General features: G+C 68.2%; 23 protein-coding genes. 11 read left to right on the plus strand and 12 right to left on the minus strand.

Annotated elements, in window-relative coordinates; all coding sequences use genetic code 11:
• Nucleotides 1–2: 2 nt before the first annotated feature.
• Together ACFOPI_RS22550 and ACFOPI_RS22555 are read right to left on the minus strand one after the other, a co-directional pair.
• Entirely contained in the window at nt 3–950 is a 948-nt protein-coding gene (locus ACFOPI_RS22550) for a complex I NDUFA9 subunit family protein (RefSeq protein WP_382179183.1), read from the minus strand.
• The gene (locus ACFOPI_RS22555; RefSeq protein WP_382179185.1) at nt 947–2,935 is read right to left on the minus strand and encodes a lytic transglycosylase domain-containing protein; all 1,989 of its coding nucleotides are present in this window, start codon (nt 2,933–2,935) and stop codon (nt 947–949) included. Before ACFOPI_RS22555 ends, ACFOPI_RS22550 begins: the two co-directional genes overlap by 4 nt.
• A gap of 9 nt (nt 2,936–2,944) precedes the next feature.
• Here ACFOPI_RS22555 and ACFOPI_RS22560 point away from each other — a divergent pair, with 9 nt between their 5' ends.
• Both ACFOPI_RS22560 and ACFOPI_RS22565 read left to right on the plus strand, forming a co-directional pair.
• Nucleotides 2,945–3,577 carry a 5-formyltetrahydrofolate cyclo-ligase gene (locus ACFOPI_RS22560; protein WP_382179188.1) on the plus strand — a complete coding sequence of 211 codons (633 nt, stop codon included), beginning with the start codon at nt 2,945–2,947 and terminating at the stop codon, nt 3,575–3,577.
• Nucleotides 3,559–4,743 (plus strand): alpha/beta hydrolase, encoded by a 1,185-nt coding sequence (locus ACFOPI_RS22565; RefSeq protein WP_382179190.1) that lies wholly within the window; start codon nt 3,559–3,561, stop codon nt 4,741–4,743. Before ACFOPI_RS22560 ends, ACFOPI_RS22565 begins: the two co-directional genes overlap by 19 nt.
• A gap of 20 nt (nt 4,744–4,763) precedes the next feature.
• Here the strand turns inward: ACFOPI_RS22565 and ACFOPI_RS22570 are convergent, their stop codons facing one another.
• Both ACFOPI_RS22570 and ACFOPI_RS22575 read right to left on the minus strand, forming a co-directional pair.
• Nucleotides 4,764–5,681 (minus strand): DMT family transporter, encoded by a 918-nt coding sequence (locus ACFOPI_RS22570; RefSeq protein ID WP_382179192.1) that lies wholly within the window; start codon nt 5,679–5,681, stop codon nt 4,764–4,766.
• A gap of 63 nt (nt 5,682–5,744) precedes the next feature.
• On the minus strand, nt 5,745–6,767 hold the full coding sequence (locus ACFOPI_RS22575) for a LysR substrate-binding domain-containing protein (RefSeq protein WP_382179194.1): 1,023 nt from the start codon (nt 6,765–6,767) through the stop codon (nt 5,745–5,747).
• 121 nt (nt 6,768–6,888) lie between these two features.
• On the opposite strand from ACFOPI_RS22575, the gene ACFOPI_RS22580 reads away from it, so the two are divergent.
• Nucleotides 6,889–7,362, plus strand: a complete 474-nt coding sequence (locus ACFOPI_RS22580; protein WP_382179197.1) for a DUF2917 domain-containing protein — start codon at nt 6,889–6,891, stop codon at nt 7,360–7,362.
• Between the two features lie 21 nt (nt 7,363–7,383).
• Here the strand turns inward: ACFOPI_RS22580 and ACFOPI_RS22585 are convergent, their stop codons facing one another.
• Nucleotides 7,384–7,752 (minus strand): TfoX/Sxy family protein, encoded by a 369-nt coding sequence (locus tag ACFOPI_RS22585; RefSeq protein WP_382179199.1) that lies wholly within the window; start codon nt 7,750–7,752, stop codon nt 7,384–7,386.
• A 42-nt stretch (nt 7,753–7,794) separates the two neighbouring features.
• Between ACFOPI_RS22585 and ACFOPI_RS22590 the strand changes: the two genes are divergently transcribed.
• Both ACFOPI_RS22590 and ACFOPI_RS22595 read left to right on the plus strand, forming a co-directional pair.
• A complete protein-coding gene (locus tag ACFOPI_RS22590) occupies nt 7,795–8,418 on the plus strand; it encodes a TetR/AcrR family transcriptional regulator (protein ID WP_382179202.1) in 624 nt (207 codons plus the stop codon).
• A 91-nt stretch (nt 8,419–8,509) separates the two neighbouring features.
• Nucleotides 8,510–9,499 carry an MBL fold metallo-hydrolase gene (locus ACFOPI_RS22595; RefSeq protein ID WP_382179205.1) on the plus strand — a complete coding sequence of 330 codons (990 nt, stop codon included), beginning with the start codon at nt 8,510–8,512 and terminating at the stop codon, nt 9,497–9,499.
• Between the two features lie 63 nt (nt 9,500–9,562).
• Here the strand turns inward: ACFOPI_RS22595 and ACFOPI_RS22600 are convergent, their stop codons facing one another.
• Entirely contained in the window at nt 9,563–9,970 is a 408-nt protein-coding gene (locus ACFOPI_RS22600) for a PKD domain-containing protein (protein ID WP_382179207.1), read from the minus strand.
• A 100-nt stretch (nt 9,971–10,070) separates the two neighbouring features.
• Here ACFOPI_RS22600 and ACFOPI_RS22605 point away from each other — a divergent pair, with 100 nt between their 5' ends.
• Entirely contained in the window at nt 10,071–11,333 is a 1,263-nt protein-coding gene (locus tag ACFOPI_RS22605; RefSeq protein ID WP_382179210.1) for an SLC13 family permease, read from the plus strand.
• A 3-nt stretch (nt 11,334–11,336) separates the two neighbouring features.
• Here the strand turns inward: ACFOPI_RS22605 and ACFOPI_RS22610 are convergent, their stop codons facing one another.
• A complete protein-coding gene (locus ACFOPI_RS22610; protein WP_382179213.1) occupies nt 11,337–12,245 on the minus strand; it encodes a DUF6279 family lipoprotein in 909 nt (302 codons plus the stop codon).
• Here ACFOPI_RS22610 and glmU point away from each other — a divergent pair.
• Nucleotides 12,244–13,653 (plus strand): bifunctional UDP-N-acetylglucosamine diphosphorylase/glucosamine-1-phosphate N-acetyltransferase GlmU, encoded by a 1,410-nt coding sequence (gene glmU, locus ACFOPI_RS22615; RefSeq protein ID WP_382179215.1) that lies wholly within the window; start codon nt 12,244–12,246, stop codon nt 13,651–13,653. The two genes, ACFOPI_RS22610 and glmU, sit on opposite strands and share 2 nt — an antisense overlap.
• A gap of 27 nt (nt 13,654–13,680) precedes the next feature.
• On the opposite strand, the gene ACFOPI_RS22620 is transcribed toward glmU, so the two are convergent.
• Nucleotides 13,681–14,391: a DUF2726 domain-containing protein gene (locus ACFOPI_RS22620; RefSeq protein WP_382179217.1), complete on the minus strand. Its 711-nt coding sequence runs from the start codon at nt 14,389–14,391 to the stop codon at nt 13,681–13,683.
• 92 nt (nt 14,392–14,483) lie between these two features.
• On the minus strand, nt 14,484–14,993 hold the full coding sequence (locus ACFOPI_RS22625; RefSeq protein WP_382179219.1) for an Lrp/AsnC family transcriptional regulator: 510 nt from the start codon (nt 14,991–14,993) through the stop codon (nt 14,484–14,486).
• 138 nt (nt 14,994–15,131) lie between these two features.
• On the opposite strand from ACFOPI_RS22625, the gene glmS reads away from it, so the two are divergent.
• The 4 genes from glmS (at nt 15,132) to ACFOPI_RS22645 (ending at nt 22,344) form a co-directional block, all read left to right on the plus strand.
• On the plus strand, nt 15,132–16,994 hold the full coding sequence (glmS, locus tag ACFOPI_RS22630) for a glutamine--fructose-6-phosphate transaminase (isomerizing) (RefSeq protein WP_382179221.1): 1,863 nt from the start codon (nt 15,132–15,134) through the stop codon (nt 16,992–16,994).
• 102 nt (nt 16,995–17,096) lie between these two features.
• Nucleotides 17,097–18,125: an ABC transporter substrate-binding protein gene (locus tag ACFOPI_RS22635; protein WP_382179223.1), complete on the plus strand. Its 1,029-nt coding sequence runs from the start codon at nt 17,097–17,099 to the stop codon at nt 18,123–18,125.
• Nucleotides 18,125–21,910, plus strand: a complete 3,786-nt coding sequence (locus ACFOPI_RS22640) for a PAS domain-containing protein (protein ID WP_382179225.1) — start codon at nt 18,125–18,127, stop codon at nt 21,908–21,910. The genes ACFOPI_RS22635 and ACFOPI_RS22640 overlap by 1 nt, the downstream gene beginning before the upstream one ends.
• On the plus strand, nt 21,907–22,344 hold the full coding sequence (locus ACFOPI_RS22645; RefSeq protein WP_382179227.1) for a response regulator: 438 nt from the start codon (nt 21,907–21,909) through the stop codon (nt 22,342–22,344). The genes ACFOPI_RS22640 and ACFOPI_RS22645 overlap by 4 nt, the downstream gene beginning before the upstream one ends.
• On the opposite strand, the gene ACFOPI_RS22650 is transcribed toward ACFOPI_RS22645, so the two are convergent.
• From ACFOPI_RS22650 to ACFOPI_RS22660, 3 genes are all read right to left on the minus strand, one after another.
• Nucleotides 22,345–23,307, minus strand: a complete 963-nt coding sequence (locus tag ACFOPI_RS22650; protein ID WP_382179229.1) for a PDR/VanB family oxidoreductase — start codon at nt 23,305–23,307, stop codon at nt 22,345–22,347.
• Entirely contained in the window at nt 23,304–24,341 is a 1,038-nt protein-coding gene (locus ACFOPI_RS22655) for a Rieske 2Fe-2S domain-containing protein (protein WP_382179231.1), read from the minus strand. The genes ACFOPI_RS22650 and ACFOPI_RS22655 overlap by 4 nt, the downstream gene beginning before the upstream one ends.
• 97 nt (nt 24,342–24,438) lie before the next feature.
• Nucleotides 24,439–24,900, minus strand: coding sequence for a MarR family winged helix-turn-helix transcriptional regulator (locus tag ACFOPI_RS22660; RefSeq protein WP_382179234.1), 462 nt, complete (start codon nt 24,898–24,900; stop codon nt 24,439–24,441).
• Nucleotides 24,901–24,956 lie beyond the last annotated feature (56 nt).

Consider the following 24,956-nt stretch of genomic DNA (forward strand, 5'->3'; position numbering starts at 1 on the left):
GGCTACCGGGGCTTGCGGTAGCCGTCGAGGTGGCCGCGGCCGGCCTGCGTGCCGAGATACAGCGGGGCCACCGCGCGCACCGACTGGGGCGAGATGCCCAGCGAGGACAGGCCGGGCCACTGGCTGGTGGCGACGTTGTCGACCGCCATCGAATCGAGGTTGTCGCGGCTCATCAGCGGTTCGCCCGGCAGGCACTCCATGGCCAGGGCCTGCAGGCGCCCCATGGCGGTGGGCAGCGGCAGCACCGGCCGCTCGCGGCTGCCCAGCCGCCCCGCCAGCCGCACCAGTTCGCCCAGTGTGAACACTTCGGGCCCGGCGCACTCGAAGGTCTGGCCGATGCTGCTGCAGGGTAGGCCGGTGTCGCGCAGGCAGGCGATCACTGCGTCGGCAACGTCCTCCACCCAGACCGGCTGGAAGCGGGTGCCCGCGCCGGCCAGCGGCATCACAGGGAACACCGACTGCAGGCGCGCGAACAGGTTCAGGAAGCGGTCGCCATCACCAAAGATGACGCTGGGCCGCAGGATGCTCAGCGCCAGTCCGGCGGACCGCAGCACTTCTTCGCCACGCGCCTTGCTGCGCTGGTACATGGATGGCCCGTCCAGCTGGGCACCCAGCGCGCTCACATGCACCAGCCGGCGCACGCCGCTGGCCAGGCAGGCGCGGGCGATGGTGATGGGCAGCTGCACATGCGCCCGCTCGAAAGCGGCCTCGTTGCCGTGCAGGATGGCCACGAGGTTGACCACCGCATCGTGGCCCGCCAGCAGCCGGGTCAGCGTTGCCTCGTCGTGCACCGAGGCCTCGACCACGGTCAGCCGCGGCAGGTGCTGCACGGACAATGCGTTGACTGCGCGCCGGGTGGGCACGGTGATCTGCCAGCCCGCGCGCTGCAGCTTCTCGCAGAGGTGCCGCCCCACGAATCCGGTGCCGCCCAGAACCAGCACCCGCTTCATGGCAGTTCCCGGTTGTAGGTGTCCTGGCGGGCGGGGGGGCCGACGACCCCGAGCCGGGCGCGCAGCGACTGCGGCTGTCCGGTGATCAGGCTGGCGTAGTGCGTGGTGTTGGCCAGCACCTTCTTCACATAGTCGCGCGTCTCTTCGAACGGAATGTTCTCGGCCCAGACCTCGCCGGCCAGCACCGGCCCCTGGCGCCAGGCGCGGGCGCGAGCCGGTCCCGCGTTGTAGGCGGCGGCGGCCAGCGGCATCGAGCCGTCCAGGTCGTCCAGCGCCAGCTTGAGGTAGGCGGTGCCGATCAGGATGTTGGTGTCGCGGTCGGTGATCTGGTGCGACTGGAAGTCGGTCAACCCGATCTTGCGTGCGGTCCAGCGGGCCGTGGCGGGCATGACCTGCATCAGCCCCGAGGCGCCGACACCCGAGCGCGCGTCCGTGATGAAGCGGCTTTCCTGGCGGATCAGGCCGTAGACATAGGCCGGGTCCAGCCCGATCTCGGCCGTGCGCCGCAGCACCTGCGCGCGGAACGGCATCGGGAAGCGCTGGGCCTGGTCCTGCACGGTACGGGTGCGCTCGCTGGTGTTGATGCAGCGGTCCCAGAGCTCGTGCTGGCAGGCCAGCGCGGCGGCGGCCAGCAGCTCACGGTCGCTCATGCCGCCGCGCGTGTGCAGGTTGGTGGTGTAGTTCCACTCACGCACGCCTTCGCTGCGCAAGCCCAACCGGACGGCCGCCAGCGCGCGCTGCAGCCCCGGGTGGGTCTGGGCGGCCGTCATCTCCTGCGGGGTCGGGGGCGAAGGCGCCGGCGGCGTGGTCACGCTGTGGCCCAGCTCCTCTAGCGCGAGCAGCTCGTAGAAGCCCTGGTGCGAGGCGATCGAGCGGTAGAGGCCGCTGGCGACGATCTGTGCCGTCAGCGCATCGGGTTCGCGCAGGGCCTGTGTGGCCCGGGCGCGCCAGTAGATCCAGACCGGTTCGCGCTGCTGGGTTTCGTCCATGGCGGCGATGGCGTCCCGCACATGGCCCCAGGTGCCCGCGCGCAGCCCGGCGCGGGCCTTCCAGGCCAGGTGGTCGGGCGCCATGTGGCGGTCGCTCCCGTTGGCAAACGCCGCCAGCGCGTCGCCCTGCAGCGACTGCGCCATGCGCTTGCCGATCACACCCCAGACCCAGCTGCGCTCCTCGGTGGTGAGCTGTGCCTTCCAGCGGGTGTGGTCCATCTCGCGCGCGGCGGCGGCCACGTCCTGGCTGGCCAGCCGGATGAGGGCGAGCGTCACCAACTCCTTGGTGCGCGGGCGGATGGCGGTGAACTTTTCGTCCAAGTAGCGCGCCGGGTCGGTGGCGATGGCGTGCACGATCGGCACCCAGTCGGGGTTGAGCAGGTTCACCGCCTGCACCGCCGCGGCTGTGCGGCCGGCTTCCATGGCCAGGCGTGCGCGTTGCCAGGCGGCATCAGGCCGCAGGTGGCCGCTGTCCAGGAAGGCCTTGGCCGCGGTGGCACAGGCGTCGTCCGCCTCGCGCTGTGCATGCCAGAGGCGGGCAACCTCCTGCGCCGCCTCTTCCGACGGCTTGCGTCGGGCCGCGGCGTCCAGCATCAGTGCGTAGCACTGCACCTGGCGGTCGTCGTTCATGCGGTAGCGCGGCAGCTCGGCTTCGAAGGTGGCCCAGTCGCGCTGCTTGCCCAGCTGCAGCAGCCAGTCGTTGCGCAGCCGGTCTTCCCAGTAACTGCCGGCCATGCGATCCATGGCGGCACGGATATCGGCCGGCGGTGCGGACTCCAGGCGGGCTCTGGCCTCCCAGTACACCGCCATCGGTTCGAGCACATGGCCTTGCACCCGCCAAAGCAGGGCGGTCAGGGTGGGGGTGGCATTGCGCCGGAAGGCGTCGCGCATCTCCAGCAGGGCAGCGTCCGCGGCGCCCTGCGCCCGGACCGGTCCCTGCATCAGCAGCGCGGCCATAATGGGCAACAGCCCCTGTTTCACGCGCATCAATCTCATGCGTCGATTATGGACAACAACCCCTCCAGCCCCGCGAAAGACCCGGCCTCGCAAGGCCCCAAAGCCGTCTGGCGCAAGCAGCTGATCGACAAGCGGCAGAATCTCGCAGACCGTGCCTGGCGCAACGACCTGCTGCAGCGCGTGATGCGGGTCTGGCTGATCCACCGCCCCGACACCGTGATCGGCGCCTACTGGCCGATCAAGGGCGAGTTCGATCCGCTGCCCGCGCTGTTCCGCTGGCAGGAGGCTGGGCTGGAAGAAGACGCGCAGAGCGCCGCGCGGCACCGCCGCATCGGCCTGCCGGTGGTGAACAAGGTGGACAAGACGCTCACCTTCTACAGCTGGTACCCCGGCTGCCCGATGGAGGAAGACGCCTTTGGCATTCCCAAGCCCAAGGACACCGAGATCATCGAGCCGACGCTGATCTTCGTGCCCTGCGTGGGCTTCGGTCCGGGCGGCTACCGGCTGGGCTATGGCGGCGGCTTCTACGACCGCACCCTGGCGTCAATGCGGCCCAAGCCCTTCACCGTCGGCCTGGGCTATGACTTCGCCTACCTGCCGGACCTGGAACCCGAGACCCACGATGTGCCGCTGGACGCGATCCTGGCAGACACCGGCGTGATGTGGCCGCTCAAGGGCTGACAGCCGTGGGCGGCCTGCAGCACCAGTGGGTGCACATCGCCTACCGCGAAACCAGCGCCTTCACCGAGACCTACGGCTTTTCCGGCAGCCAGGGTGCGGTCAATCTCGAGGGCCTGCTGATCAGCGCACCTGGCGCCTCGCGCGAGGTGGTGTTCCTGATGATGCACCCCAGCTCGACGCTGCAGTTGCTGCCACTGCCGCCCGCGCTGGCAGCCGCCGGCTATCCGGTGCTGTGCATGGGCAGCCGCTACGCCAAGAACGATACCGCGCTGATCATGGAAAAGGTCGCGCTGGACATGGGCGCCTGCGTGCGCCATGCGAAAGAAGTGCTGGGCTTCCGCCGTGTGGTGCTGATGGGCTGGTCGGGTGGCGGTTCGCTGGCGCTGTTCTATCAGTCGCAGGCCGAGCAGCCGACGATCACGCACACTCCCGCGGGCGACCCGGTCGACCTGGTGGGCGCCGGGCTGATTCCGGCCGACGCGGTGGTGCTGGAGGCGGCGCACCGCTCGCGCGCGCAGTGCCTGCGCGACTGGATCGACCCGTCCGTGTTGGATGAGGCCGACCCGGACCGACGCGACCCGGCGCTGGATCTCTATTCGCCCGACCGGCCGGTGAGGCCGCCGTACCCGGCTGACTGGCTGGTGGCCTACCGCGCGGCACAGTTGGCGCGCATGCGGCGCATCACGGCCCGCGTGAAGGACACGCTGGGTGAACTGAAGCGCCGCGGCGGCGCCGAACTGGAGCGCGGGTTCGTCACCCACCGAACACTCGCCGATCCGCGCTTTCTGGATGGGTCCATCGACCCGAACGGGCGCCCGGTCGGGCGTTGTTACCTCGGGGTGCCCGAGACGGTGAACACCGGGCCGGTGGGCATGGCGCGGTTCTCCACGCTGCGATCCTGGCTGTCGCAATGGTCCATCGACGATTCGCGTGCCGACGGCGAAGTCTGCGCGCGGCAGATCACGGTGCCGCTGCTGACGATCGAGCACGGTGCCGACGATGCGGTGCCGCAGCCCGACATCGGCCTCATGTTCGCTGCCGCCGGCAGCGCCGACAAGCAGATGCACGTGATCGCTGGCGCCAACCACTACTTTCAGGGACAGCCGGAGCAGTTGCAGCAGGGTGTGGCGCTGGTCAGCGGCTGGACGCGGCAGCGCTTCGGCTGAAACCCCGCGAAGCCCCCGGCTCAGGGGTGTTCGGCGTTGGCGTGCACCTCGCTGATGCGCTTTTCCCGGCTGACGAGGTAGAGCCCGCTGCCGATGATGATGGCGGCGCCGAACCAGGTGTGGGCCTCGGGCAGGGTCTGCCAGATCAGCCAGTCCAGCCCCACACCCCAGGCCAGGGCGGTGTATTCAAACGGCGCCACGGCGCTGGCCTGGCCGCTGCGGAAGGCCTCGTTGATGGTCAGCTGGCCGAGGAAACCGGTGATCGCCAGCGCCAGCAGCAGGGCCGCGTGGGCCATCTGGACCGGCTTCCATTGGGGCCAGGCCAGCAGGCCTCCGCCGACGCTCATGAAGATCATCATGGTCAGGATCAACGACTCGGTGCTGTCGGTGCGGCTGAGCAGCCGGCCCGCCACCGCGGCCACTGCGTAGCAGAAGGCGGCGGTCATCACGGCCAGGCCGCCGACGGTCGCAAAACCGGCCTGCAGATCGCCGCCGCTGGGCCGGATCGCCACCAGCACGCCGATGAAGCCGACGCCGATGGCCCACCAGTGCGCCTTGGGTACGCGTTCCTTGAGCACCGGCACCGACAGCGCGGTGATCAGCAGCGGCGCGATGAAGAAGATGGTGTAGGTGGCCGACAGCGGCAGTTCGCTCACGCCGCGCGTGAACAGCGAGAGCATGGTGATGCCCAGGCAGCCGCGCAGGATGTGCAGCGACCAGCGAAGGTTCTTCAGCCGACCCCAGCCGCGGCGCCACTGGATCCAGGCCAGCACCAGCGGCAGCGCGGTCAGGCCGCGCAGGCAGGCCATTTGCAGGGGAGGGTAGTGCGCCGACAGGGTCTTGAGCACCGCGTCCATGAGCGAGAAGAACATCACCGCCAGCATCATGTTGACGATGCTGCGGAGATTGCCTTGGGCGTGCTGGGCGGCGGAGGTCATGGGCGAGGAAGCAAAGCGGCGCAGTGTGCCCGAGTCGCGTTCTGCCGCGGGCACCACTGGGGGTCAGTCGATGTGGTCCACCGTGTCGGGGTCGGGGATGTCGCCAATCGCGGCCCTGGTCCGCTCGGCCTCGCGCCGCAGCCAGTCGCAGAAGGCCTTGACTTCGGGGCGCGTCTTGCTGCGCGGCGCCAGCACCAGCCAATAGACCAGGGGTGAATCCAGCCGCATGGTCGGCAGCGGCTCGACCAGGTCGCCGCTGGCCAGGCTCTCGGCCACCAGCGGCATGCGCGCCAGGGCGACGCCCTGGCCGGTGAGAGCGGCCTGCACGATCTGGCTGGCGTAGTTGAAGTACAGCCAGCGCTGCGGACTCAGGCGCGCCTTGCTGCGCGCGCGGGCGTTGCCGGTGGGTGTGGGCGCGTAGTGGTCCAGCCAGCGCTGCCAGGTGAGGTATTCGAGGTGGCGCGTGCGGTGCGCATCGCCGGCCTCGATCAGCGTGACCTTGGCCAGGTCGTCCAGCGTGGCGATGCGGTGCTCGCGCAGCAGCCAGGGGCTGGCCACCGGCGTGAGCTGCTCGCCGAACAGCCGGATGGCGCCGGCGGGGATGGTTTCGGGTACGGCGTAGCGCAGCGCCATGTCCACGTCGGCGGTCGCCAGGTCGACCGCGGCGTCGGTGGCGTCGATGCGGATGTCGATGTCCGGGTGCTCGCGCTGGAAGGCTTCCAGGCGCGGGATCAGCCACATCGAGGCGAACGAGGCCCAGGTGGTGATGGCCACGCTGCGCCGCCCCGCACTCTGCCGAATCTGCCGCACGGCCGCATCAATCCGCTCCAGTGCCGAACCTGCCGCGCGCAGCAGGATGGTGCCGGCACCGGTCAGCTCCACCGAGCGCGTGTGGCGCAGGAACAGGGCCGACCCGACCTCGTCCTCCAGCGACTGGATCTGCCGGCTGACCGCGCTCTGCGTGAGGGAAAGCTCCTCGGCGGCGGCGCGGAAGTTGAGGTGGCGGGCCACCGCCTCGAAGGCACGCAGATGACCCGCCGAGATCGGCCGGGTGCGCGGATGGCTGGGGGTGAGGGCCTGGGACATGGGCGGACAGGGTGGGCAGGATTGATGCGGATGGCGAATCAATAGCTTAGCCCCATTTCATTGGACGTGCGGCGCTGCAACACAGAAGATGACACCCATGCTGTCGTCACTGGAGTCCATCATGCCCTCATCCGCTGCTTCCTCTGTCTCCTTGTCCCGTCCGGTGGGCGCCTGGCGCCTGCACCCCGGTCATGCCATGAGCCTGCACCCGCAGGAGACTTCGGTGCTGCGCATCCACCGCGGCCCGGTGTGGGTGACCCTGGGGGAGCCGGGCGCTCTGTCGCCCCAGGCCTCGGGCGACCGCTTCCTGATGGACGGCGAGTCGATGGTCGTGCCCGCCGGCGCCCGGCTGGTGATGGAGCCTCTGTCCACCCGCGAGTCGGACGAGCCGGTCTGCTTCGACTGGTCGGGTGCCGTGCGGGCGCAGGACAGCCGCTTCGGCCGCGAGGTGCGGGCGCCGCTGCACGAGGCGATCACGGCCTTCGGCCAGGCGGCTTGGGCGCTGGTTCGGGTGGCCCGTGGCCTGCTGGGCTACAGCGAGTTCCTGGTGTCCGGCCGCGGTCGCGTGCTGTCGCCGCTGGAGTGCATGCGCTGACAGACCCCGTTCGGCAAGCGCTCAGGAGCGCTTCGCACGACGGGGCGCCGGCTGGCGCGCCGCCACCGCTGCCTGCAGCGCCAGCCGCGCCCAGGGCGCCATCAGCGCCGGTGATTCCAGGGCTTCCTCGGGCGGCGTGTGGTAGTGCAGGCTCATGGTCTTGCCCCGGGCCTCGTACTCGAACGCCCGGGCGCCCTCGGCCAGAAACCGAGGCGCGGTCTCGGTGTTGGTCTTGAGAAACAGCGTGTCCCAGGCAATGATGGCCACGTTCATGCCGTCCACCGCCAGGCCGTAGCCGCCGAACATTCGCGTCGCCTTGACCGGGCCGAGGCATGAGAGCAGCTCACAGGCGTGCAGCACAAAAGGATCGGTGATGGGTTTCGTCGCCATGGGCGCATCGTAGACAAGCTCGCGGGGGTGGACAATCTCCACATGGCCCGTCCGAAATCCGCCTCTCACGATCTCAAACGCGAGGAGATCCTCGAAGTCGCCGCCCAGTGCTTCGCCCGTCAGAGCTTCCCGGCCGCGAGCATGAACGACATCGCCACCGCCTGCGGCACCAGCAAGGCTCGGCTCTACCACTACTACGAGAGCAAGGAAGCGATCCTGTTCGACCTGCTGGACCGCTACACCCAGCGCCTGCTGGCGCTGATCGGCGAGGCCGAGGCCCACGCCCAGCGACAGAACCTCAGCGAGCGTGAGGCCCTGCATGCGCTGGTGCGCTCCTTCCTGGCCGAATACGAGAGCTCGGCCACGCGCCATGTGGCCCTGGTGTCCGACACCAAGTTCCTCGGCGACACGCAGCGCGAGCTCATCCTCAACCGCCAGCGCGACGTGGTCGCGGCCTTCACCCGGTTCATCAAGCGCGCCTACCCCGGGCGCGTGACGCCGGCCAACCAGACCGCGCTGACCATGATGCTGTTTGGCATGATCAACTGGACCTTCACCTGGCTGCGCCCCGGTGGGCCCATGAGCTACGCCGCCTTCGCCGACGAGGTGGTGGCGGTGCTGGAGCAGGGCCTGGGGGCTGACCCTGTGGAAGCGCGGGGTTATTGATTTACCCATCCGTAATCAATTTCGATTAGGTAAAATTCGGCGATTCGCGCCCCGGCGCCCGATGCCGACCATTCCCACAGGAGACCACCCCATGAGCAAAGCCTTCGCCTCACAGGCCGATCTGCAGGACAAGAAGACCACGTTTGAACAGCTGAGCCCGCACTGCTGGGCCTACACCGCCGAGGGCGATCCGAACTCCGGCGTGATCATCGGCGACGACTTCATCATGGTCAGCGACGCCACCGCCACCCCGGCCATGGCGCAGGACCTGATCAAACAGATCCGCAAGGTCTCCGACAAGCCGATCAAGTACGTGCTGCTGACCCACTACCACGCGGTGCGCGTGCTGGGCGCCAGCGCCTACTTCGCAGAGGGAGCGACCGAGATCATCGCCAGCCAGGGGACGCTGGAGCTGATCCAGGAGCGCGGCGCGCAGGACATGAAGAGCGAGATGGAGCGTTTCCCGCGCCTGTTCCGCGGCGCTGACTCGGTGCCCGGCCTGACCTGGCCGAGCATGGTGATCGGCGGTGGCGACCCGACCAAGGGCGAGAAGCCCGGCAAGCTGTCGATCAACCTCGGCGGCGTGGTGGTGCAGATCTGGAGCCCGGGCCACGGCCACACCCGCGGTGACACCATCGCCTGGGTGGAAGAAGAGAAGGTGCTGTTCAGCGGCGACCTGGTCGAGTACGAGGCCGGCGTCTACACCGGCGACGCCCAGCTCGAAGAGTGGCCCGCCACGCTCGAAGCCCTGCGTGCGCTGAACGCCGAATTCATCGTGCCCGGCCGCGGCGAGGCCATGAAGGGCAACGCCAATGTGAACAAGGCGCTGGACTACACCAAGCGCTGGGTCACGACGCTGTTCCAGGCCGGCAAGGAGGCCGTGGCTGCCAACATGGACCTCAAGGCCGCCATGGCCCACACCCGCCAGAGCATGGACCCGGTGTTCGGCCACGTGTTCATCTACGAACACTGCCTGCCGTTCGACGTCAGCCGCGCCTACGACGAGGCCAGCGGCATCAAGAACCCGCGCATCTGGACGGCCGAGCGCGACATGGAGATGTGGAAATCGCTGCAGGCCTGATGCCGCACCGACGACAAAAAAGCCGCTGTGTCTACAGCGGCTTTTTTGTTGCTTGTGAGAGGGCTACTGCGTTGTCGTTGTCGTGGTGGTGTCCTCGGTATCGCTGGTCGTGTCCTCGATCACCAAGGCCTCTTTCACCTCCAGTTGGTCCTCGACAGAGGCCTCGCGGCCCGCGCTGTCGGTCACGGTGAGCTTGATGGTGTAAGTGCCGGCCTTGTCGTAGGTGTGGGTCACGGATTCGCCCTTGGCGGTGCTGCCGTCACCGAAGCTCCACGACCAGCCCACGGCCACGTTGTCCTCGGGCATGTTGGACACCACCGAGCCGGAGGCGTCGAAGGTCAGCTCGGTGCCGGCCCGCGCGGTGCTGGGGGTGACTTCGTAAATGGGCACCGGCAGGCAGCCGGTGAGCGCCAGCGCCGTGAAGCTGGCCAGCAGGAATTTCGAAAAGGTCAGGTTTCTGAACGTTGTCATGTGCGGCTCCCGGATCGTTGGTCAATGATGGTAATCCCATTCGGGGTCCGGTAGCTACCGCACAAGGGTCGACAATCGTGTATCGATCTGTAGCCTCCTCATGTCACCTGCGCTGTCTGCCTTTGTCTCGTCGCCCTCGGAATGGGGGGTGGTTCTGGTCTTCGCCACCGTCTATCTGGGCATGTTTCTCGGCGGTCTGCCGCGCCTGAAACTGGACCGGTCCGGCGTGGCGCTGCTGGGAGCGATCGCTGTGATCGCCATTTCCGGCATGGCGGTGGAGGACGCGGCCCGGTCGGTGGACCTGCCCACCATCGTGCTGCTGTTCGCCTTCATGGTGGTGTCGGCCCAGATGCGGCTGGGTGGCTTCTACACCGAGGTCACGCGCCGGGTGGGCGGTCTGCCGCTGTCGCGGGCGGGCCTGCTGGCCGCGCTGATCGTGGTCGCTGGCGGGCTGTCGGCGGTGTTTTCCAACGACATCGTCTGCCTGGCCATGACGCCGGTGGTCGCGCGCCTGTGCCTGCAGCGCGGCCTCAACCCGGTGCCGTTCCTGATCGGCCTGGCCTGCGCCGCCAACATCGGATCGGCCGCCACCCTGATCGGCAACCCGCAGAACATGCTGATCGGTTCGGTGCTGCGCCTGCCGTTCGACGGCTACATGCGGCACGCCCTGCTGCCGGTGGGCATCAGCCTGGTGCTGCTCTGGCTCTGGCTGGCCTACGGCCCCGGGGCCCGCGTGGGCGCCGCGGTGGCGGCTCAGCCGGCCAGCGGCACGGGGCGAGCCGGAGACGAACCGCCGTTTGACCGCTGGCAGACAGCCAAGGGGCTGGCCGTGGCGCTGGTGCTGATGGTGGTGTTCCTGTTCACCGGCTGGCACCGTGACGTGGCCGCGCTGGTGGGGGCGGCCGTGCTGCTGCTCAGCCGCCGCCTCCATTCCGCGGATGTGATGGGTTCCGTCGACTGGCAGCTGCTGCTGTTGTTCATCGGGCTGTTCATCGTCAACCACGCGTTCGAGCAGACCGGGCTGGCGGCCCAGGTGGTGGCCTGGCTCGCCACTCAGGGCGTGCACCTGACCGACCCGGGCCCCCTGCTGGTGCTGGGCACGGTGCTGTCCAACCTGGTGTCCAACGTGCCGGCGGTGATGCTGCTGCTGCCGCACCTGGGCGCCGACCCCCAGCAGGCCGGCGCCCAGCTGGCGCTGGTGAGCACCTTTGCGGGCAACCTGCTGCTGGTGGGCTCGATCGCCAACCTGATCGTGGCCGACTTGGCGGCCCGGGAAGGCATTGTGCTGGACTGGAAGCGGCACGTGGTCACCGGTCTTCCCGTGACCCTTATGTCGCTGGCTGTGGTCTGGCTGCTGGCCTGAGACTCAGTGGGTGGCGACGAGCGAACGCAAGTCGATCTCGTAGTCCTTGAGCACGCGCACCGCGTGCTGCCGCTGTTCCGCCGTCGTGGTGTTGTGCAGGGCGGCGAACTGCTCGCAGGCGTTGCGCACCAGGCTGTCGCTGTAGGCGGCAAAGCCAGGCAGGGGTGACTGCATCACGCGGTCGTGCCAGCGGCGCAGTGCGGTAGTGGCGGTGGCCACCGTGGCGCCGCGCTCGGCTTGCAGCTCGCGCAGGGTGCGGATCAGGTCGGTCTGGCGGCGCAGGCGCTCGGTGTTCACCCGCTGGGCGTCGAACGGGGAGCTGCGGATGCGTTCGCGCAGCAGGGCCAGCTGGGCGTTGCTCAGGTCGCCGTAGAGCGGCTCGTAGCGGTCCAGGGCGCGCTCCATCAGGTTGTCCACCCGATCTTCGTCGCTCACGCGGATGTACTTCTGCTCAAACTCCCGGTTGTTCTTGTCGTACTTCTTCTGCAGATACTGAAGCTGGGCCGGGGTGAGGGTGAGGGCCAGTCGTGCCATCGGCTCCAGGCTGCGGTCGACCATGCGCAGGTAAGCGCCGCGCAGCACTTCGAACTGGGTGCAGGCCAGGTCGGCGCTGCTGTCGGTCTGGGCCATCTGCTGCCACTGCTGTAGGCGCTGGATGTAGCCGGGCAGTTCGGTGGTGCGGTGCCAGGCGAAAAAGGCATCGATGTCGCGCCGCAGCTGGCCCGTCTGTGCCTCGTTCAGGTCGGCATAGCCGTCGATCCACCAGTAGCTCAGGCTGGGCGCCTGATTGTAGGCCAGGCGCAGCGCGCTGCAGCCCGCGAGCACGAGCGAGAGCAGGCCCAGCACCAGGGCGCGCGCGATAATCCGCGCCATCGAAGAGGTGCCCTTGTCGGCCTCAGGAAAGGTGTTCATGTCGTTCCCTGTGGATGTGGTGGTGATGGCGGCCGGCAAAGGCACGCGCATGAAGAGCAGCAAGCCCAAAGTGTTGCACCGTCTGGGTGGTCGTGCACTGGCCCAACATGTGATCGACACGGCGGCTCGGGTATCGGCCCGCACCGTCGTGGTGATCACCGGGCACGGCGCCGGACAGGTGGAGGCCGGCCTGGTCGCACCGGCCTTGGAGTCGGGTGAGGCGCTGAAGTTGCAGTTCGTGCGGCAGGAGCCGCAGCTGGGCACCGGCCACGCGGTGCAGCAGGCGGTGCCGGTGCTGGCCGACGATGGTGTGACCCTGGTGCTCTCGGGCGATGTGCCACTGACCCGGCCCGAGACCCTGCAGGCGCTGCTGAACCTGTGCGGCGGGCAGCGCCTGGCGCTGCTGACGCTCGACATGCCCGACCCCACAGGCTACGGGCGCATCGTGCGCGCCGCCGACGGCTCGGTGGCCGCGATCGTCGAGCACAAGGACGCCAGCGACGCCCAGCGCGCCATCACCGAGATCTACAGCGGCATCATGGCCGTACCCACGAAGCTGCTGCGCGGCTGGCTGGCCCGTCTGGACAACCAGAACGCCCAGGGCGAGTACTACCTGACCGATGTGGTGAAGTTCGCCGTGGCCGACGGGCTGCCGGTGCAGGCGCACCGCATCACCGACGCGCTGCAGGTCGCAGGCGTGAACAGCCCGCTGCAGCTGGCCGAGCTGGAGCGGGCACACCAGCGGCGCGTGGCCGAGGCGCTGATGGAGCAGGGCGTGCGCCTGGCCGACCCCGCGCGGCTGGACGTGCGCGGCACGCTGGTGTGCGGGCAGGACGTGGAGATCGACTTCAACTGCGTCTTCGAAGGCCATGTCGAGCTGGGCGACGGCGCGCGCATCGGCGCCAACTGCGTGATCGCCAACGCCGTGATTGGTGCGGGCGCCGTGATCCACCCGTTCACCCACATCGAGGGCGAGAAAGCCGGCGTGTCGGTCGGCGAGGGAGCGCTGATCGGGCCGTTTGCCCGCCTGCGCCCCGGGGCCATCCTGGGTCGCGAGGTGCACATCGGCAACTTTGTCGAGGTCAAGAATTCCACGCTGGCGGACGGCGCCAAGGCCAACCACCTGGCCTACCTGGGCGATGCGAGCGTGGGCGAGCGGGTGAACTATGGCGCCGGCAGCATCACCGCCAACTACGACGGCGCAAACAAGCACCGCACGGTGATCGAGGCCGATGTGCACGTGGGTAGCAATTGCGTGCTGGTGGCGCCGGTCACTATTGGCGCGGGCGGGACGGTGGGGGGCGGCTCGACCATCACCCGCGACACGCCGCCGGGCGCACTGAGCGTGGCGCGCGGGCGCCAGACGGTGATTCCGAACTGGCAGCGGCCCGCGAAGAAAAAGAGTTGATCGGGACGGGCGGCCGGTCGGGCAGGGTCAGGCGCGGCGGCGCACCGCTTCGATCTGCCGCTCGTGCTGGGACTTGCGGTCGGTCCGGGCCTCCCCGAGTTCCATCAGGCCGCTCAGGCCCATCACCTCGGACTCCTTGAAGCCGGTGCTGGGATAGACCAGGGTGTCGAATTCCGAGAATTTTGACTCCAGCTGCTGGCGGACGCTTTCGCCGCTGTTGCCTTCGCCTTCCTGGGCCTTGGGCCGGGGCAGGGCAGCCAGATCGAGCTGGCGGCGGAAGTCGTTGGGCGTGGGCATGCGGTGGATGCTGTTCTTGAGGAACAGAAAGCGCACGCCGGCGGTCTTGAGGATGCGGTTCTTGATCTTGACCTGGTGGGCCTTGGCCTTGGCGTCGCTGAGGTGGTACTGCTCGACATCAAACGCGAACACCGCGCGCCCCTCGGCGTCGCAGACCACAAAGTCGACCTTCTGGGTCTTCAGCCGTTCCTTCGCACGCTGGATGTCGGCCGAGCGCCGCACCGACAGCATGCTCTGGAGCGGCACATTGGGCAGCACCACCTGGTCCGGGAAGGTGTCGCGCAGATAGTCCAGCATCGCGACCTGTTCGGGCGTCAGGATGCGCTCGGGGGTGTAGCGGTCCTCGCGCCCCGAGACCTTGCGGAAGTAGCGGCGATAGGCCCAGACGCCAGCGGCCACCAGGGCGATGGCGACCAAGAACGCGATCCACAACGGAAACATGCAACCTCCTGACTGTTGGCAAATGGCAACTTTTTGATGCAGGGATTCTAGGTGGGGTGTTACGCAGTCCGGCCGCAAATAACCCCTTGTTACTAGTCGGTTGGGCTGGGCTGGGGGCCGCGGGACAGCGGGATCCGGGGATCGAACTTGGCCCGCTTCACACTGAAGAAGGCCTTGACGTTGCGCACATTGGCGCTGGACGTGAACAGCCTCTGCGCCAGCGCGAGGTAGGCCGGCATGTCCCGGGTGTGCACCACCAGCATGAAGTCGGGCCCCGGGCTGACGCGGTAGCACTGTTGCACGGCGGGGTCGGGCAGCACATGGGCCTCGAAGGCATCCAGGTGTTCGGCACCCTGGCGCTCCAGCGTCACCTCCACCAGGGTGGTCAGGCCATGGCCGATCAGCGGGGCCAGTCGGTCGGGGTGCAGCAGTGCCACCTCGCGTTCGATTACGCCGGTTTCCCGCAGGCGCTTGATGCGCCGCAGGCTGGTGGGCGGTGACACGTGGGCCAGGGCGGCCAGGGTCTGGTTGTGCCGGCTGGCGTCGGTCTGCAGCAGCTCCAGCAGCCTCAGATCGATGGCATCAAGGAATTCAGATTCCATAAGGAGTTGGCTTGTGAAATAAAAACAAAAACCCTGAAAACAAAGAAATTATCAAACACAAGGTGCCAGGTATGTGAGTGCCTATTTCTTTTTGTCGTGCCTACCATGACCCCATACCAACCAATGGAGTGAACCAATATGTGCGGCATCGTGGCAGGGGTTTCGGGGCGTGATGTGGTGCCCGTTCTGGTCCAGGGTTTGCAGCGGCTGGAGTACCGCGGCTACGACTCCTGCGGCGTGGCGGTTCATACGGACGGCCTGCGGCGCGCGCGCAGCACGGCCCGGGTGGCCGAACTGGTCGAGCAGGTGAAGGCCGAGCACATCGCCAGCGGCACCGGCATTGCGCACACGCGCTGGGCCACTCACGGTGCGCCGGCGGTGCACAACGCCCACCCCCATTTCAGTCATGGCCCGGCGCACACCAGCGCCAGCGGTGCGGCAGGCCGCGTCGCCCTGGTGCACAACGGCATCATCGAGAACCACGACGAGCTGCGCGCCGCGCTGCAGGCCAAGGGCTACGTGTTCGAGAGCCAGACCGACACCGAGGTCATCGCGCACCTGATCGATTCGCTCTACGAAGGCGACGTGTTCGTGGCGCTGCAGGCGGCGGTGGCGCAGCTGCACGGAGCCTACGCGCTGGCGGTGTTTCACAAGGACGAGCCACACCGCGTGGTGGGCGCGCGCGCCGGGTCGCCGCTGATCCTGGGGGTGGGCGACGGCGGCAAGGAACATTTCCTGGCCAGCGATGCCATGGCCCTGGCCGGCGTGACCGACCAGATCGTCTACCTGGAAGAGGGCGACCTGGTGGACCTGCAGCTGGGCCGCTACTGGGTGACCGATGGACAGGGGCGCAGTTTCGACGCCGCGCAGCGCCCGGTGAAGACGGTGCAGGCACACAGCGGCGCCGCCGAGCTTGGCCCCTACCGCCACTACATGCAGAAAGAAATCTTCGAGCAGCCGCGCGCCATCGGCGACACGCTCGAAGGGGTCAACGGCATCACGCCCGAGCTGTTCGGTGACGGCGCCTACGGCATCTTCAAACAGATCGACCGGGTGCTGATCCTGGCCTGTGGCACCAGCTACTACAGCGGCTGTGCGGCCAAGTACTGGCTGGAAGAGATCGCGCAGATCCCGACCCAGGTGGAGGTGGCCAGCGAGTACCGCTACCGCACCAGCGTGCCCGACCCGAGGACGCTGGTGGTGACGATCACGCAAAGCGGCGAGACCGCCGACACCCTGGCCGCGCTGCGCCACGCGCAGAGCCTGGGCATGGCGCACACGCTGACCATCTGCAATGTCGCCACCAGCGCCATGGTGCGCGAGTGCCGGCTGGCCTACATCACGCGGGCCGGGGTGGAGATCGGCGTGGCCTCCACCAAGGCCTTCACCACCCAGCTGGCCGGCCTGTTCTTGCTCACGCTGGCCCTGGCCCAGGTGCGCGGGCGCCTGTCGGACGAGCAGGAGGCGGCGCACCTCAAGGCCATGCGCCACCTGCCTGTGGCCCTGCAGGCGGTGCTGGCGCTCGAACCCCAGGTCATCAGCTGGGCCGAGGATTTCGCGCGCATGGACAACGCGCTGTTCCTGGGCCGCGGCCTGCACTACCCGATCGCGCTCGAAGGCGCGCTCAAGCTCAAGGAAATCAGCTATATCCACGCCGAGGCCTACCCGGCCGGTGAACTCAAGCACGGCCCGTTGGCCCTGGTGACCAGCGCCATGCCGGTGGTGACAGTGGCGCCCAACGACGCGCTGCTGGAGAAACTCAAGAGCAACATGCAGGAAGTGCGGGCCCGCGGCGGCGTGCTCTACGTGCTGGCCGACGCCGACACCCGCATCGGCAGCGGGGAAGGCATCCACGTCATCCGCATGCCCGAGCACTACGGCGCGCTCTCGCCCATCCTGCATGTGGTGCCGCTGCAACTGCTGGCCTACCACACGGCGCTGGCCCGGGGCACCGATGTCGACAAGCCACGCAACCTGGCCAAGAGCGTGACGGTGGAGTGAGCCTTTCTTGTGGAGACCAGCAGGTTTCGTTGATCTCCATTGGTTCCTGCTTGTCAGCTTCGGTGACAGAATGTTCCACACCAGCAGCCAGCGGCCCATTGCATGCCACAGGAACCACAGACAGGTGCAGGACAGGAAACCGGGAGGACCCTGAACCGCAGGGGCCTGCTGTCCTGTCTGGCCTTGGGCGTGGCGGCGCTGGCCGGCTGTCAACCGCCGCCCCAGGCACCGCTGAAGCTGGGTTTGAACCCCTGGGTCGGCTACGACCCGATGGTGCTGGCGCGCGAAAGGGGGCTGCTGGATGCGGCGCAGGTCAAGGTGGTGGAGCTCGCTTCCAGCTCGGAAACCATGCGCTACCTGCGCAACGGCTTGCTGGACGGCGCTGCACTGACGCTGGACGAGACCCTGCGCCTGGCGGATGACGGGGTGGATCTGCGCATCGTGCGCCTGCTGTCGACCTCGGCCGGTGCCGACGTGGTGATGGCGCGCCCGGACATCCGCACCCTGACCGACCTGCGCGGCCGCTCGATCGCCGTTGAGCGGACCACGGTGGGTGCCCTGATGCTGCAGCGACTTCTGCAGGCCGGAGGCCTGCAGCCACACGAGGTGCAGGTCCGCAACCTGGAGGCCTCGCGGCATCTGGCCGCGCTGCGCAACGGACTGGTCGATGCGGTCGTCACGTTCGAGCCCCTGGCCGGACCACTGCAGGCCGAAGGGTTGCGACCGCTGTTCGACAGCCGGCAGATGCCGGGAGACATTGTGGATGTGCTGGTGGTCCGCGCAGAGGTGTTGTCGGCCCGTCGGTCGCAGGTTGAGGTCGCCGTGCTCGGCTGGCGCCGCGGGCTCAGTGCCCTGGAGAGCGATCCCCAAGCGAGCGCCGAGCTGCTGTCGGCGGGGGTCGATCTCTCGCCCGGTGACTACCTGACCACCTTGAAGGGGCTCAAGTTCTACAGCGACCAGGAAAGCCAGGCGCTCCTGTCCGGCCGGCCGCGCGCGCTGGGCCAGCAGTCGGAAGGTCTGGCGATCACCCTTGGATTCATGGGCCTGATCCGGGAGACTCCGGACTGGGGGCGCCTGCTGGACGAGGACTGGGCCGACCGCCTGCGGACCCTCGAGGGTGCGCAACCGTGATGCAGGCACTGCACCACGGTCTGCTGGGCATGTCCGGCCGCCGGCTGGTGCCGATGCTGATCTTTCTGGTGGCCTTGCTGGCGATCGGCATCCGGTACCAGTACCAGATGGACCAGATAGTGGTCGAGGTGGAGTCCATCGAAACCCAGCGTCTGCGCGACCGTCTGGGGATCGACCAGAACCGCATCGATGTGCAGATGGGCATGTCCGACCCTCTGACGCTGCGACGGATCGTGAGTTCGCTGGGCCTGCACGATGGCCTGGACCACGCCTATCTCGTCAGTCCCCAGAATGCGGTGCTGGCCTCGCTGTCGCGGGCCGACATCGGACGGTCGCTGGACGAGGCACTGTCACGGGTCGGCGAGAGCGAGCGCCTACGGACACTGCTCACCGGGCCGGCGCGCACCGGGATCGACATCTCGGTGGACCGGAAGGCCTCGCTGCTGACGGGATGGGTCCCCCTGCTGGACGGGCACCGCCTGGGTGTGCTGGTGGACATTGGTGTTCCCCTGGCGCAGCGCCGGCAACTGGCGCAACAGGAAATGGCCGCCGAGGCGCTGGCTGCCCTGGGTGTGGCGACCCTTCTGGCGCTGTTGCTGCACCTGATCTGGTTCCGGCGGGCTCAGAAGCTGGTCTCGGCCCTGGACCGCATGGGCGCCGGCGACCTGTCGGTGCGCGCCGGGCTGACCGGGGAGGACGAACTGGCGCAGATCGGGCGCGCCACCGACCACATGGCCCAGCAACTGCAGGCCGACCGGACCGTGGCCCTGCACCTGATCGAACTGGTCAACCGCTCGCCGCTGGTGGTGATTGAGTGGCGCCTGGAGCCGGGCTGGCCCGTGCACTATGTCAACGACAACATCCGTCAGTGGGGTTACGACCCGCAGGCGCTGGTGGCGGGGGGCGTGCCGTTTGTCTCGCTGCTGCACCCGGACGATGCGGGGTGGGTCGGGGCCGAGGTGGACCGCTTCCTGGAGCACGGGCCGGACGAGTACCACCAGGAATACCGGATCCTGCGGGCCGACGGGGCCATCGCCTGGGTGCACGATCACACCCGCTATGAGCGCAACGAACTCGGGCAGGTGGTGCGCATCAGCGGCATCCTGCTGGACATCAGTGCCCAGAAGGAGGCCCAGCAGGCCCAGCGGGAGCAGGCCGAGCTGCTGCGCATGTTCTACGAGCTGCCCTTCCTGGGCATGGCGATTTCCTCGCCGACCGACAAGCGATGGCTGCAGGTCAACGATCGGCTCTGTGACATGCTGGGGTATTCGCGCGAGGAGTTGCTCGGCAAGAGCTGGGCGGAACTGACCATGCCGGAGGATCTCCAGCGCAATGCCGGCCTGTTCGAAGAACTCATGGCGAATCGGCGGGACGGGTACCGCGTTGCAAAACGGTACTTGCGCAAGCATGGGAACCCGATCCACGTGGAGGTTGACGTGCGGGCCCTGCGCGATGCGGGCGGTCAGGTCCAGCAGGTGTTCACGACGGTGCAGGACGTAACCGAACGCCAGCGCTACGAGCTGGCGCTGCAGCAGATGCAGGACCAGATGCTCAAGGCGCAGCGCCTGGGCAACATGGGCAGCTGGACGATCGACCTCCGCAACCGCCGCTTTGTGGCCTCGCTGCAGGCGCTGGTGATCTATGGCACCGACCCTGCGCGCCACGAGATGTCGCTGGATGAAGCCGACGCTCTGGTGGTGCCCGAGGACCGGGCGCTGGTGCGGGAGGCCGTCCGGCGCGGTGCCGTCACCGGTGAGCCCTGCGACCTGCGCTGCCGGGTGCAGAACCCTGAGCGCGGCGTGCGCCACCTGCACGTGCGGGCCGAGTTCGAACGCGAGGACGGGCAGTTCGTGCGCTGCGTCGGCATGGTGGTCGATGAGACCGAACTGGTCATGGCACAGCGCGACCGGGACCGCCTGATCTCGGTGCTGGAGGCGACCCCGGACATTGTGAGCATGGCCAACCCTCAGGGAGAGGTGTTCTATTTCAACCGGGCCGGCTACGAGGTGCTGGGGCTGCCCCAGGACGCGCCGCTTGCGGATGCGATCGGCCGCGTGCACCCCCAGTGGGCCGTACGGCTGGTGAAGGAGGAAGGCATTCCGGTTGCGATCGCGCAGGGCCGCTGGCTGGGCGAGACGGCGGTGAACGGAGCGGATGGCCGCGAGATCCCGATGTCGCAGATGATCCTCTCGCACCACGGGTCGGACGGGCAGCTGATGTACCTATCCACCATCCTGCGCGACATTTCCGAGCGCAAGGCGGCCGAGGCCACGTTGCGCGAACAGGGCCGGGTGCTGGCCGAGGCGCAGGAACTTGCGCGCATGGGCAACTGGCGCATCGATCTGCGGTTGCGCCGGGTGTCCTGGTCGAGAGGCCTGTTTTCGCTGTTGGGCTACGACCCGGATGCCGACCAGGCCTCGATGGAGAACTTCCTGGTCAGCATGCACCCGGACGACCGTGCGCGCATGGAGCGCACCATGCAGGAGCACCTCGGTGGCAAGGACGGCGATACCCGTGTGGTCGACCACCGTGCGGTGACGCCGACCGGTGTTCGGTACCTGGAAACCCGGGCGCGGCTGTCTTGCGACGACCAGGGGCAGCCGGTGGGCCTGTTCGGCACCACGATGGACGTCACCGAGCGGGTGCTGGCTTCGCAGGTGGTGACCGATCTCAAGGACATGCTGGAGCAGGCAGAGACGGTGTCGCTGCTGGGCAGCTGGGCCGGCGACGCTGAAACGCAGCGGCTCAATGTCTCGGCCCAGCTGTTCCGCAACCTGGGCCTGGAGCCGGCGAACCGGCCGCCGACGGATGCGCAGTACCTCGACCGCATCCACCCCGACGACCGTCCCATGGTGATCGAGGATATGCAGACCATCCGAGCGGGCGAACCGCCGCAGGACTTCGTGTTCCGCACAAACCCCGCCCACGGCCCCGTACGCTGGATGCGCCGGACCGCGCGCCGCATCGACCGCAGCGCCGAGGGCCTGCGGCCGCGCTACATCGGCACCCTGCTGGACATCACCGAATCGGTGCAGGCCGAAGAGCAGCTGCGGCACATCAACCAGGCGCTGGAGCAACGCGTGGCCGAGCGCACCGCGCAGCTGATCCAGGCGAACCAGGAGCTGGAGGCGTTCTCCTACACCGTGTCGCACGACCTCAAGGCGCCGCTGCGGGGCATCGACGGCTACAGCCAGCTGCTGGTCGAGGAGTACGGCGAAAAGCTCGACGAGGAGGGCCGGCATTTCGTGCACCGCATCCGCCACGGGGTGCAGCAGATGGGCGAGCTGATCGCCGACCTGCTGGAGTACTCGCGCATGGAGCGGCGCGACATGGCGGCCGCTCCGGTGGCGATCCGGCCGCTGGTCGAATCGATCCTGGATGGCTTCCATGCCGACATCGAGCGCCAGGGTGTGCAGGTGCGCACCAGGCTGGACGACTTCACGCTGGCGCTGGACCGCGAGGGCATTTCGGTGGTGCTGCGCAACCTGATCGGCAATGCGCTGAAGTTCAGCCGGGACAGCCACCCGCCGGAGGTCGAGATCGGCAGCCGCCTGGAAAACGGGCGCCGTGTCCTCTGGGTGCGTGACAACGGGGTGGGTTTTGACATGAAATACCACGATCGCATGTTCGGCATCTTCCAGCGCCTGCATCGGGCGGAGGAGTTTCCGGGCACCGGCGTCGGCCTTGCTCTGGTGGCCAAGGCCGTGCAGCGCATGGGCGGACGCGTGTGGGCCGAAAGTGCCCCGGGCGCCGGCGCCACCTTCTATCTGGAGTTCTCGCAATGAACACGGCTGTGCAACCTCCTCCGATCCTCCTGGTTGAGGACAACCCGATGGATCTGGACCTGACCCTGCGCGCGTTCACCAAGAAGCGGTTGAGTAACCACGTACAGGTGGCGCGCGACGGCGAGGAGGCGCTGGCTTTCATGGCGCGCTGGGATGCGGGTGAGCCGGTGCCGGCGGTGATCCTGCTGGACATCAACCTGCCCAAGGTCAACGGGCTGGAGGTGCTGCGCCAGCTCAAGGCGCACGAGCGCTTCCGCCGCATCCCGGTGGTGGTCCTCACCTCCTCACGCGAGGACCGCGACCTCACGACCGCCTACGACCTGGGCGCCAACTCCTACATTGAGAAGCCGGTGAGCTTCAGCAAGTTCATGGAAGTGGCCGAGCAGATCGAGCTGTACTGGTGCGTGCTCAACGAGCGGCCCGGCCGGGTCTGATCAGAGGTCCAGCACCAGGCGCGCGCTGCTGGCGCGCGAGCAGCAGGGCAGGAACTGGTTGTTCGCCGCCCGCTCCTCGGGCGTGAGGTACTGGTCGCGGTGGTCGGGCACGCCGCTTTTCACCCCCGTCAGGCAGGTGCCGCAGACGCCCTGTTCACACGACATCGGAATGTCCAGGCCGGCCGCCAGCAGGGCGGCCAGTGCCGTCTGGTCGGCCGCCACCGGAATCACGCGGCCGCTGCTCGCCAGTTCCAGCTCGAATCCGCCGTCACCCGCCGTGCCGGTGGGCGCGGCCGCGAAGTATTCGCGGTGCAAGCGCGCCTCGTCCCAGCCCTGGGCGCGGCCTTCGGCCAGCACCGCCTCCATGAACCCGGTGGGGCCGCAGACGTAGAGGTGGCTGCCGGCCGGCGCGCTGCGCAGCGTGGCGGATAGGTCCAGCTTCTGCATCGCCGGACCGTCGTCGAAATGGTGGTGCACCCGGTGTGCGTAGGGAGCGGCCGCCAGCTGTGCCACGAACGGCGTGCGTTCGCGCGTGCGCGTGGCGTGGTGCAGGGTGAAGGCGCCGCCCTGCGCCGCCAGCTGTTCTGCCATCGCCAGCAGCGGCGTGATGCCGATGCCGCCAGCCAGCAGCAGGTGGTGCTGTGCCGACGGGTGAAGTTCGAACAGGTTGCGCGGCGCGCCGATGTCCAGTTCGGTGCCGACTTGCAGCTGGTCGTGCACCGTGGCCGAGCCGCCGCGCGAGGCTGCGTCGCGCAGCACGGCGATGCGGTAGCGGTGCGTCTCGCCCGGCGCGTTGCACAGCGAGTACTGGCGCACCAGGCCGCCGGGCAGGTGCACGTCGATGTGAGCGCCGGCGCTGAAAGCCGGCAGGGCGGTGCCGTCGGTCGCCACCAGGTCCAGGCTGCAGATGTCCAGCGCCTCGCCCTGCCGGGCTGCCACGCGCACGCGGATGAGCTGGCTCATGCTGCCGCTTCCTTCTCGGCTGCGATCACGCGCTCGATCACCTTGCGCGACTGCACGCCCCCGGTGTCGATGTTGAGCTTGAGCAGCGCGCGGTCGGGGAAGGCGCTGAGGTTCTTCTGCTGGCGCTCCAGCATGTCGAGGTCTTCCGCAAAGATCTTGCCCTGGCCTTCGCGGATTTGCGCGGTCAGCGCCTTGTCGCCCGGATTGAACTTGCGCGCCATGCCCCAGAAGTAGTGCATCGAGGTGTTGGTCTCGGGCGTGATGAAGTCGATCACCTTGCTGTAGACCTTGTGCTCGGCCGGCGCGTCGTAGCCGCCGTGGCCCGCGTGGGCCACGCCCACTTCGATGATCACGTGGCTGGGCGGGGTGAAGCGGCAGATCTGCCAGCGGTCCACGGGCACGTCGTCGGCCAGGCCCTTGGCGCGCAGTGCGGCCTTCCAGAACGGCGGTGCGGGGATGTCGGTCATGAAGCGGCTGGTCACCACCTCGTCGCCGTTGACCGTGGTCTTGCAGGGCGTCTCGTCGATCTCGGGCTGGCCGATGCTGGTCGCGTGCACATAGGTTTCGTGCGTCAGGTCCATCAGGTTGTCGATCATCAGGCGGTAGTCGGCCTTGACGTGGTAGAGCCCGCCGCCATAGGCCCACTCGGGGTTGTCGTGCCACTCCATGTGCGGGATCAGCGCCGGGTCGGCCTTGTCCTTCTCGCCGGGCCAGACCCAGACGAAGCCGTAGCGCTCTTCCACCGGGAAGCTGCGGATCGCCGGGAAGCCACCGACGCGCTGGCCCGGCATGGCGATCGTCTTGCCGTCGCAACCCATCTCCAGCCCGTGGTAGCCGCAGACCAGCTTGCCCTCGCACACGTAACCCAGCGACAGCGGCGCACCGCGATGCGGGCAGAAGTCCTCCACCGCCGCCACCTTGCCCTCGTGGGCCCGGTAGAACACGATGGCCTGGTTGCAGATGGTGCGGCCCAGGGGCTTTTCGTCGATCTCGTCGGCCGTGCAGGCCACATACCAGGTGTTGACGGGGAACATGTGGGTCTCCTTGGTGGGTGGTTTCTTCATTCAGTATGCTGAATGAAGCGCATTGTAAGAACGGCGTGCAAAGAAAAAAAGACCCCGGAAGTCCGGGTTAACCCTGATCCGAAGGGGCGGTCGATTGTTCGTTGAGGTGCACGAACTTGCGCAGCAGGCGCAGGAACTCGTCCCGCTCGCGGGGCTCCAGCGGCTCCAGCAGGCGCGAGTACATCGGGTGCACGCGCGGCAACATGTCGGCCAGCACCGCTTCGCCGTCGGCGGTCAGGCGCAGGGCTCGCTGGCGCCGCGGCAGCAGCTCGCGCACGATCCAGCCTTTGGCGTCGAGGCGGGTGGCGATGTCGGCGGTGGTGGAGGTGTCCAGCGCCACCCGGTCGGCCAGTGTCACCTGGTCGATTCCGGGTTCGGCCTTGAGCGCGCGCAGCACGGCGTACTGCACCGGCGTGACCTGCCGGCCATGGGTGTCGTGAAAGGTGGAGACCGCGAGCTGGTGCGCGCGGCGGATCAGGTGGCCGGGTTCGGCCTGCAGCGTCAGGTCGGTCGAAGTGTCCGTGTTCACGTGGTGCTCGGCGGCTGTGGTGAGCCCGGATCTTAAGCGCGCACCTGCGGCAAGGT

Source organism: Hydrogenophaga luteola (assembly GCF_042648585.1).
Taxonomy (GTDB): Bacteria; Pseudomonadota; Gammaproteobacteria; order Burkholderiales; family Burkholderiaceae_C; genus Hydrogenophaga; species Hydrogenophaga luteola.

Excerpts from the sequence above, each read along its gene's own strand:
- ACFOPI_RS22550 (WP_382179183.1), bottom strand. The coding sequence starts at position 950 with ATGAAGCGGGTGCTGGTTCTGGGCGGCACCGGATTCGTGGGGCGGCAC.
- ACFOPI_RS22555 (WP_382179185.1), bottom strand. The coding sequence starts at position 2,935 with ATGAGATTGATGCGCGTGAAACAGGGGCTGTTGCCCATTATGGCCGCG.
- ACFOPI_RS22560 (WP_382179188.1), top strand. The coding sequence starts at position 2,945 with ATGGACAACAACCCCTCCAGCCCCGCGAAAGACCCGGCCTCGCAAGGC.
- ACFOPI_RS22570 (WP_382179192.1), bottom strand. The coding sequence starts at position 5,681 with ATGACCTCCGCCGCCCAGCACGCCCAAGGCAATCTCCGCAGCATCGTC.
- ACFOPI_RS22575 (WP_382179194.1), bottom strand. The coding sequence starts at position 6,767 with ATGTCCCAGGCCCTCACCCCCAGCCATCCGCGCACCCGGCCGATCTCG.
- ACFOPI_RS22580 (WP_382179197.1), top strand. The coding sequence starts at position 6,889 with ATGCCCTCATCCGCTGCTTCCTCTGTCTCCTTGTCCCGTCCGGTGGGC.
- ACFOPI_RS22585 (WP_382179199.1), bottom strand. The coding sequence starts at position 7,752 with ATGGCGACGAAACCCATCACCGATCCTTTTGTGCTGCACGCCTGTGAG.
- ACFOPI_RS22590 (WP_382179202.1), top strand. The coding sequence starts at position 7,795 with ATGGCCCGTCCGAAATCCGCCTCTCACGATCTCAAACGCGAGGAGATC.
- ACFOPI_RS22595 (WP_382179205.1), top strand. The coding sequence starts at position 8,510 with ATGAGCAAAGCCTTCGCCTCACAGGCCGATCTGCAGGACAAGAAGACC.
- ACFOPI_RS22600 (WP_382179207.1), bottom strand. The coding sequence starts at position 9,970 with ATGACAACGTTCAGAAACCTGACCTTTTCGAAATTCCTGCTGGCCAGC.
- ACFOPI_RS22605 (WP_382179210.1), top strand. The coding sequence starts at position 10,071 with ATGTCACCTGCGCTGTCTGCCTTTGTCTCGTCGCCCTCGGAATGGGGG.
- glmU (WP_382179215.1), top strand. The coding sequence starts at position 12,244 with ATGTCGTTCCCTGTGGATGTGGTGGTGATGGCGGCCGGCAAAGGCACG.
- ACFOPI_RS22610 (WP_382179213.1), bottom strand. The coding sequence starts at position 12,245 with ATGAACACCTTTCCTGAGGCCGACAAGGGCACCTCTTCGATGGCGCGG.
- ACFOPI_RS22620 (WP_382179217.1), bottom strand. The coding sequence starts at position 14,391 with ATGTTTCCGTTGTGGATCGCGTTCTTGGTCGCCATCGCCCTGGTGGCC.
- ACFOPI_RS22625 (WP_382179219.1), bottom strand. The coding sequence starts at position 14,993 with ATGGAATCTGAATTCCTTGATGCCATCGATCTGAGGCTGCTGGAGCTG.
- glmS (WP_382179221.1), top strand. The coding sequence starts at position 15,132 with ATGTGCGGCATCGTGGCAGGGGTTTCGGGGCGTGATGTGGTGCCCGTT.
- ACFOPI_RS22635 (WP_382179223.1), top strand. The coding sequence starts at position 17,097 with ATGCCACAGGAACCACAGACAGGTGCAGGACAGGAAACCGGGAGGACC.
- ACFOPI_RS22640 (WP_382179225.1), top strand. The coding sequence starts at position 18,125 with ATGCAGGCACTGCACCACGGTCTGCTGGGCATGTCCGGCCGCCGGCTG.
- ACFOPI_RS22645 (WP_382179227.1), top strand. The coding sequence starts at position 21,907 with ATGAACACGGCTGTGCAACCTCCTCCGATCCTCCTGGTTGAGGACAAC.
- ACFOPI_RS22650 (WP_382179229.1), bottom strand. The coding sequence starts at position 23,307 with ATGAGCCAGCTCATCCGCGTGCGCGTGGCAGCCCGGCAGGGCGAGGCG.
- ACFOPI_RS22655 (WP_382179231.1), bottom strand. The coding sequence starts at position 24,341 with ATGTTCCCCGTCAACACCTGGTATGTGGCCTGCACGGCCGACGAGATC.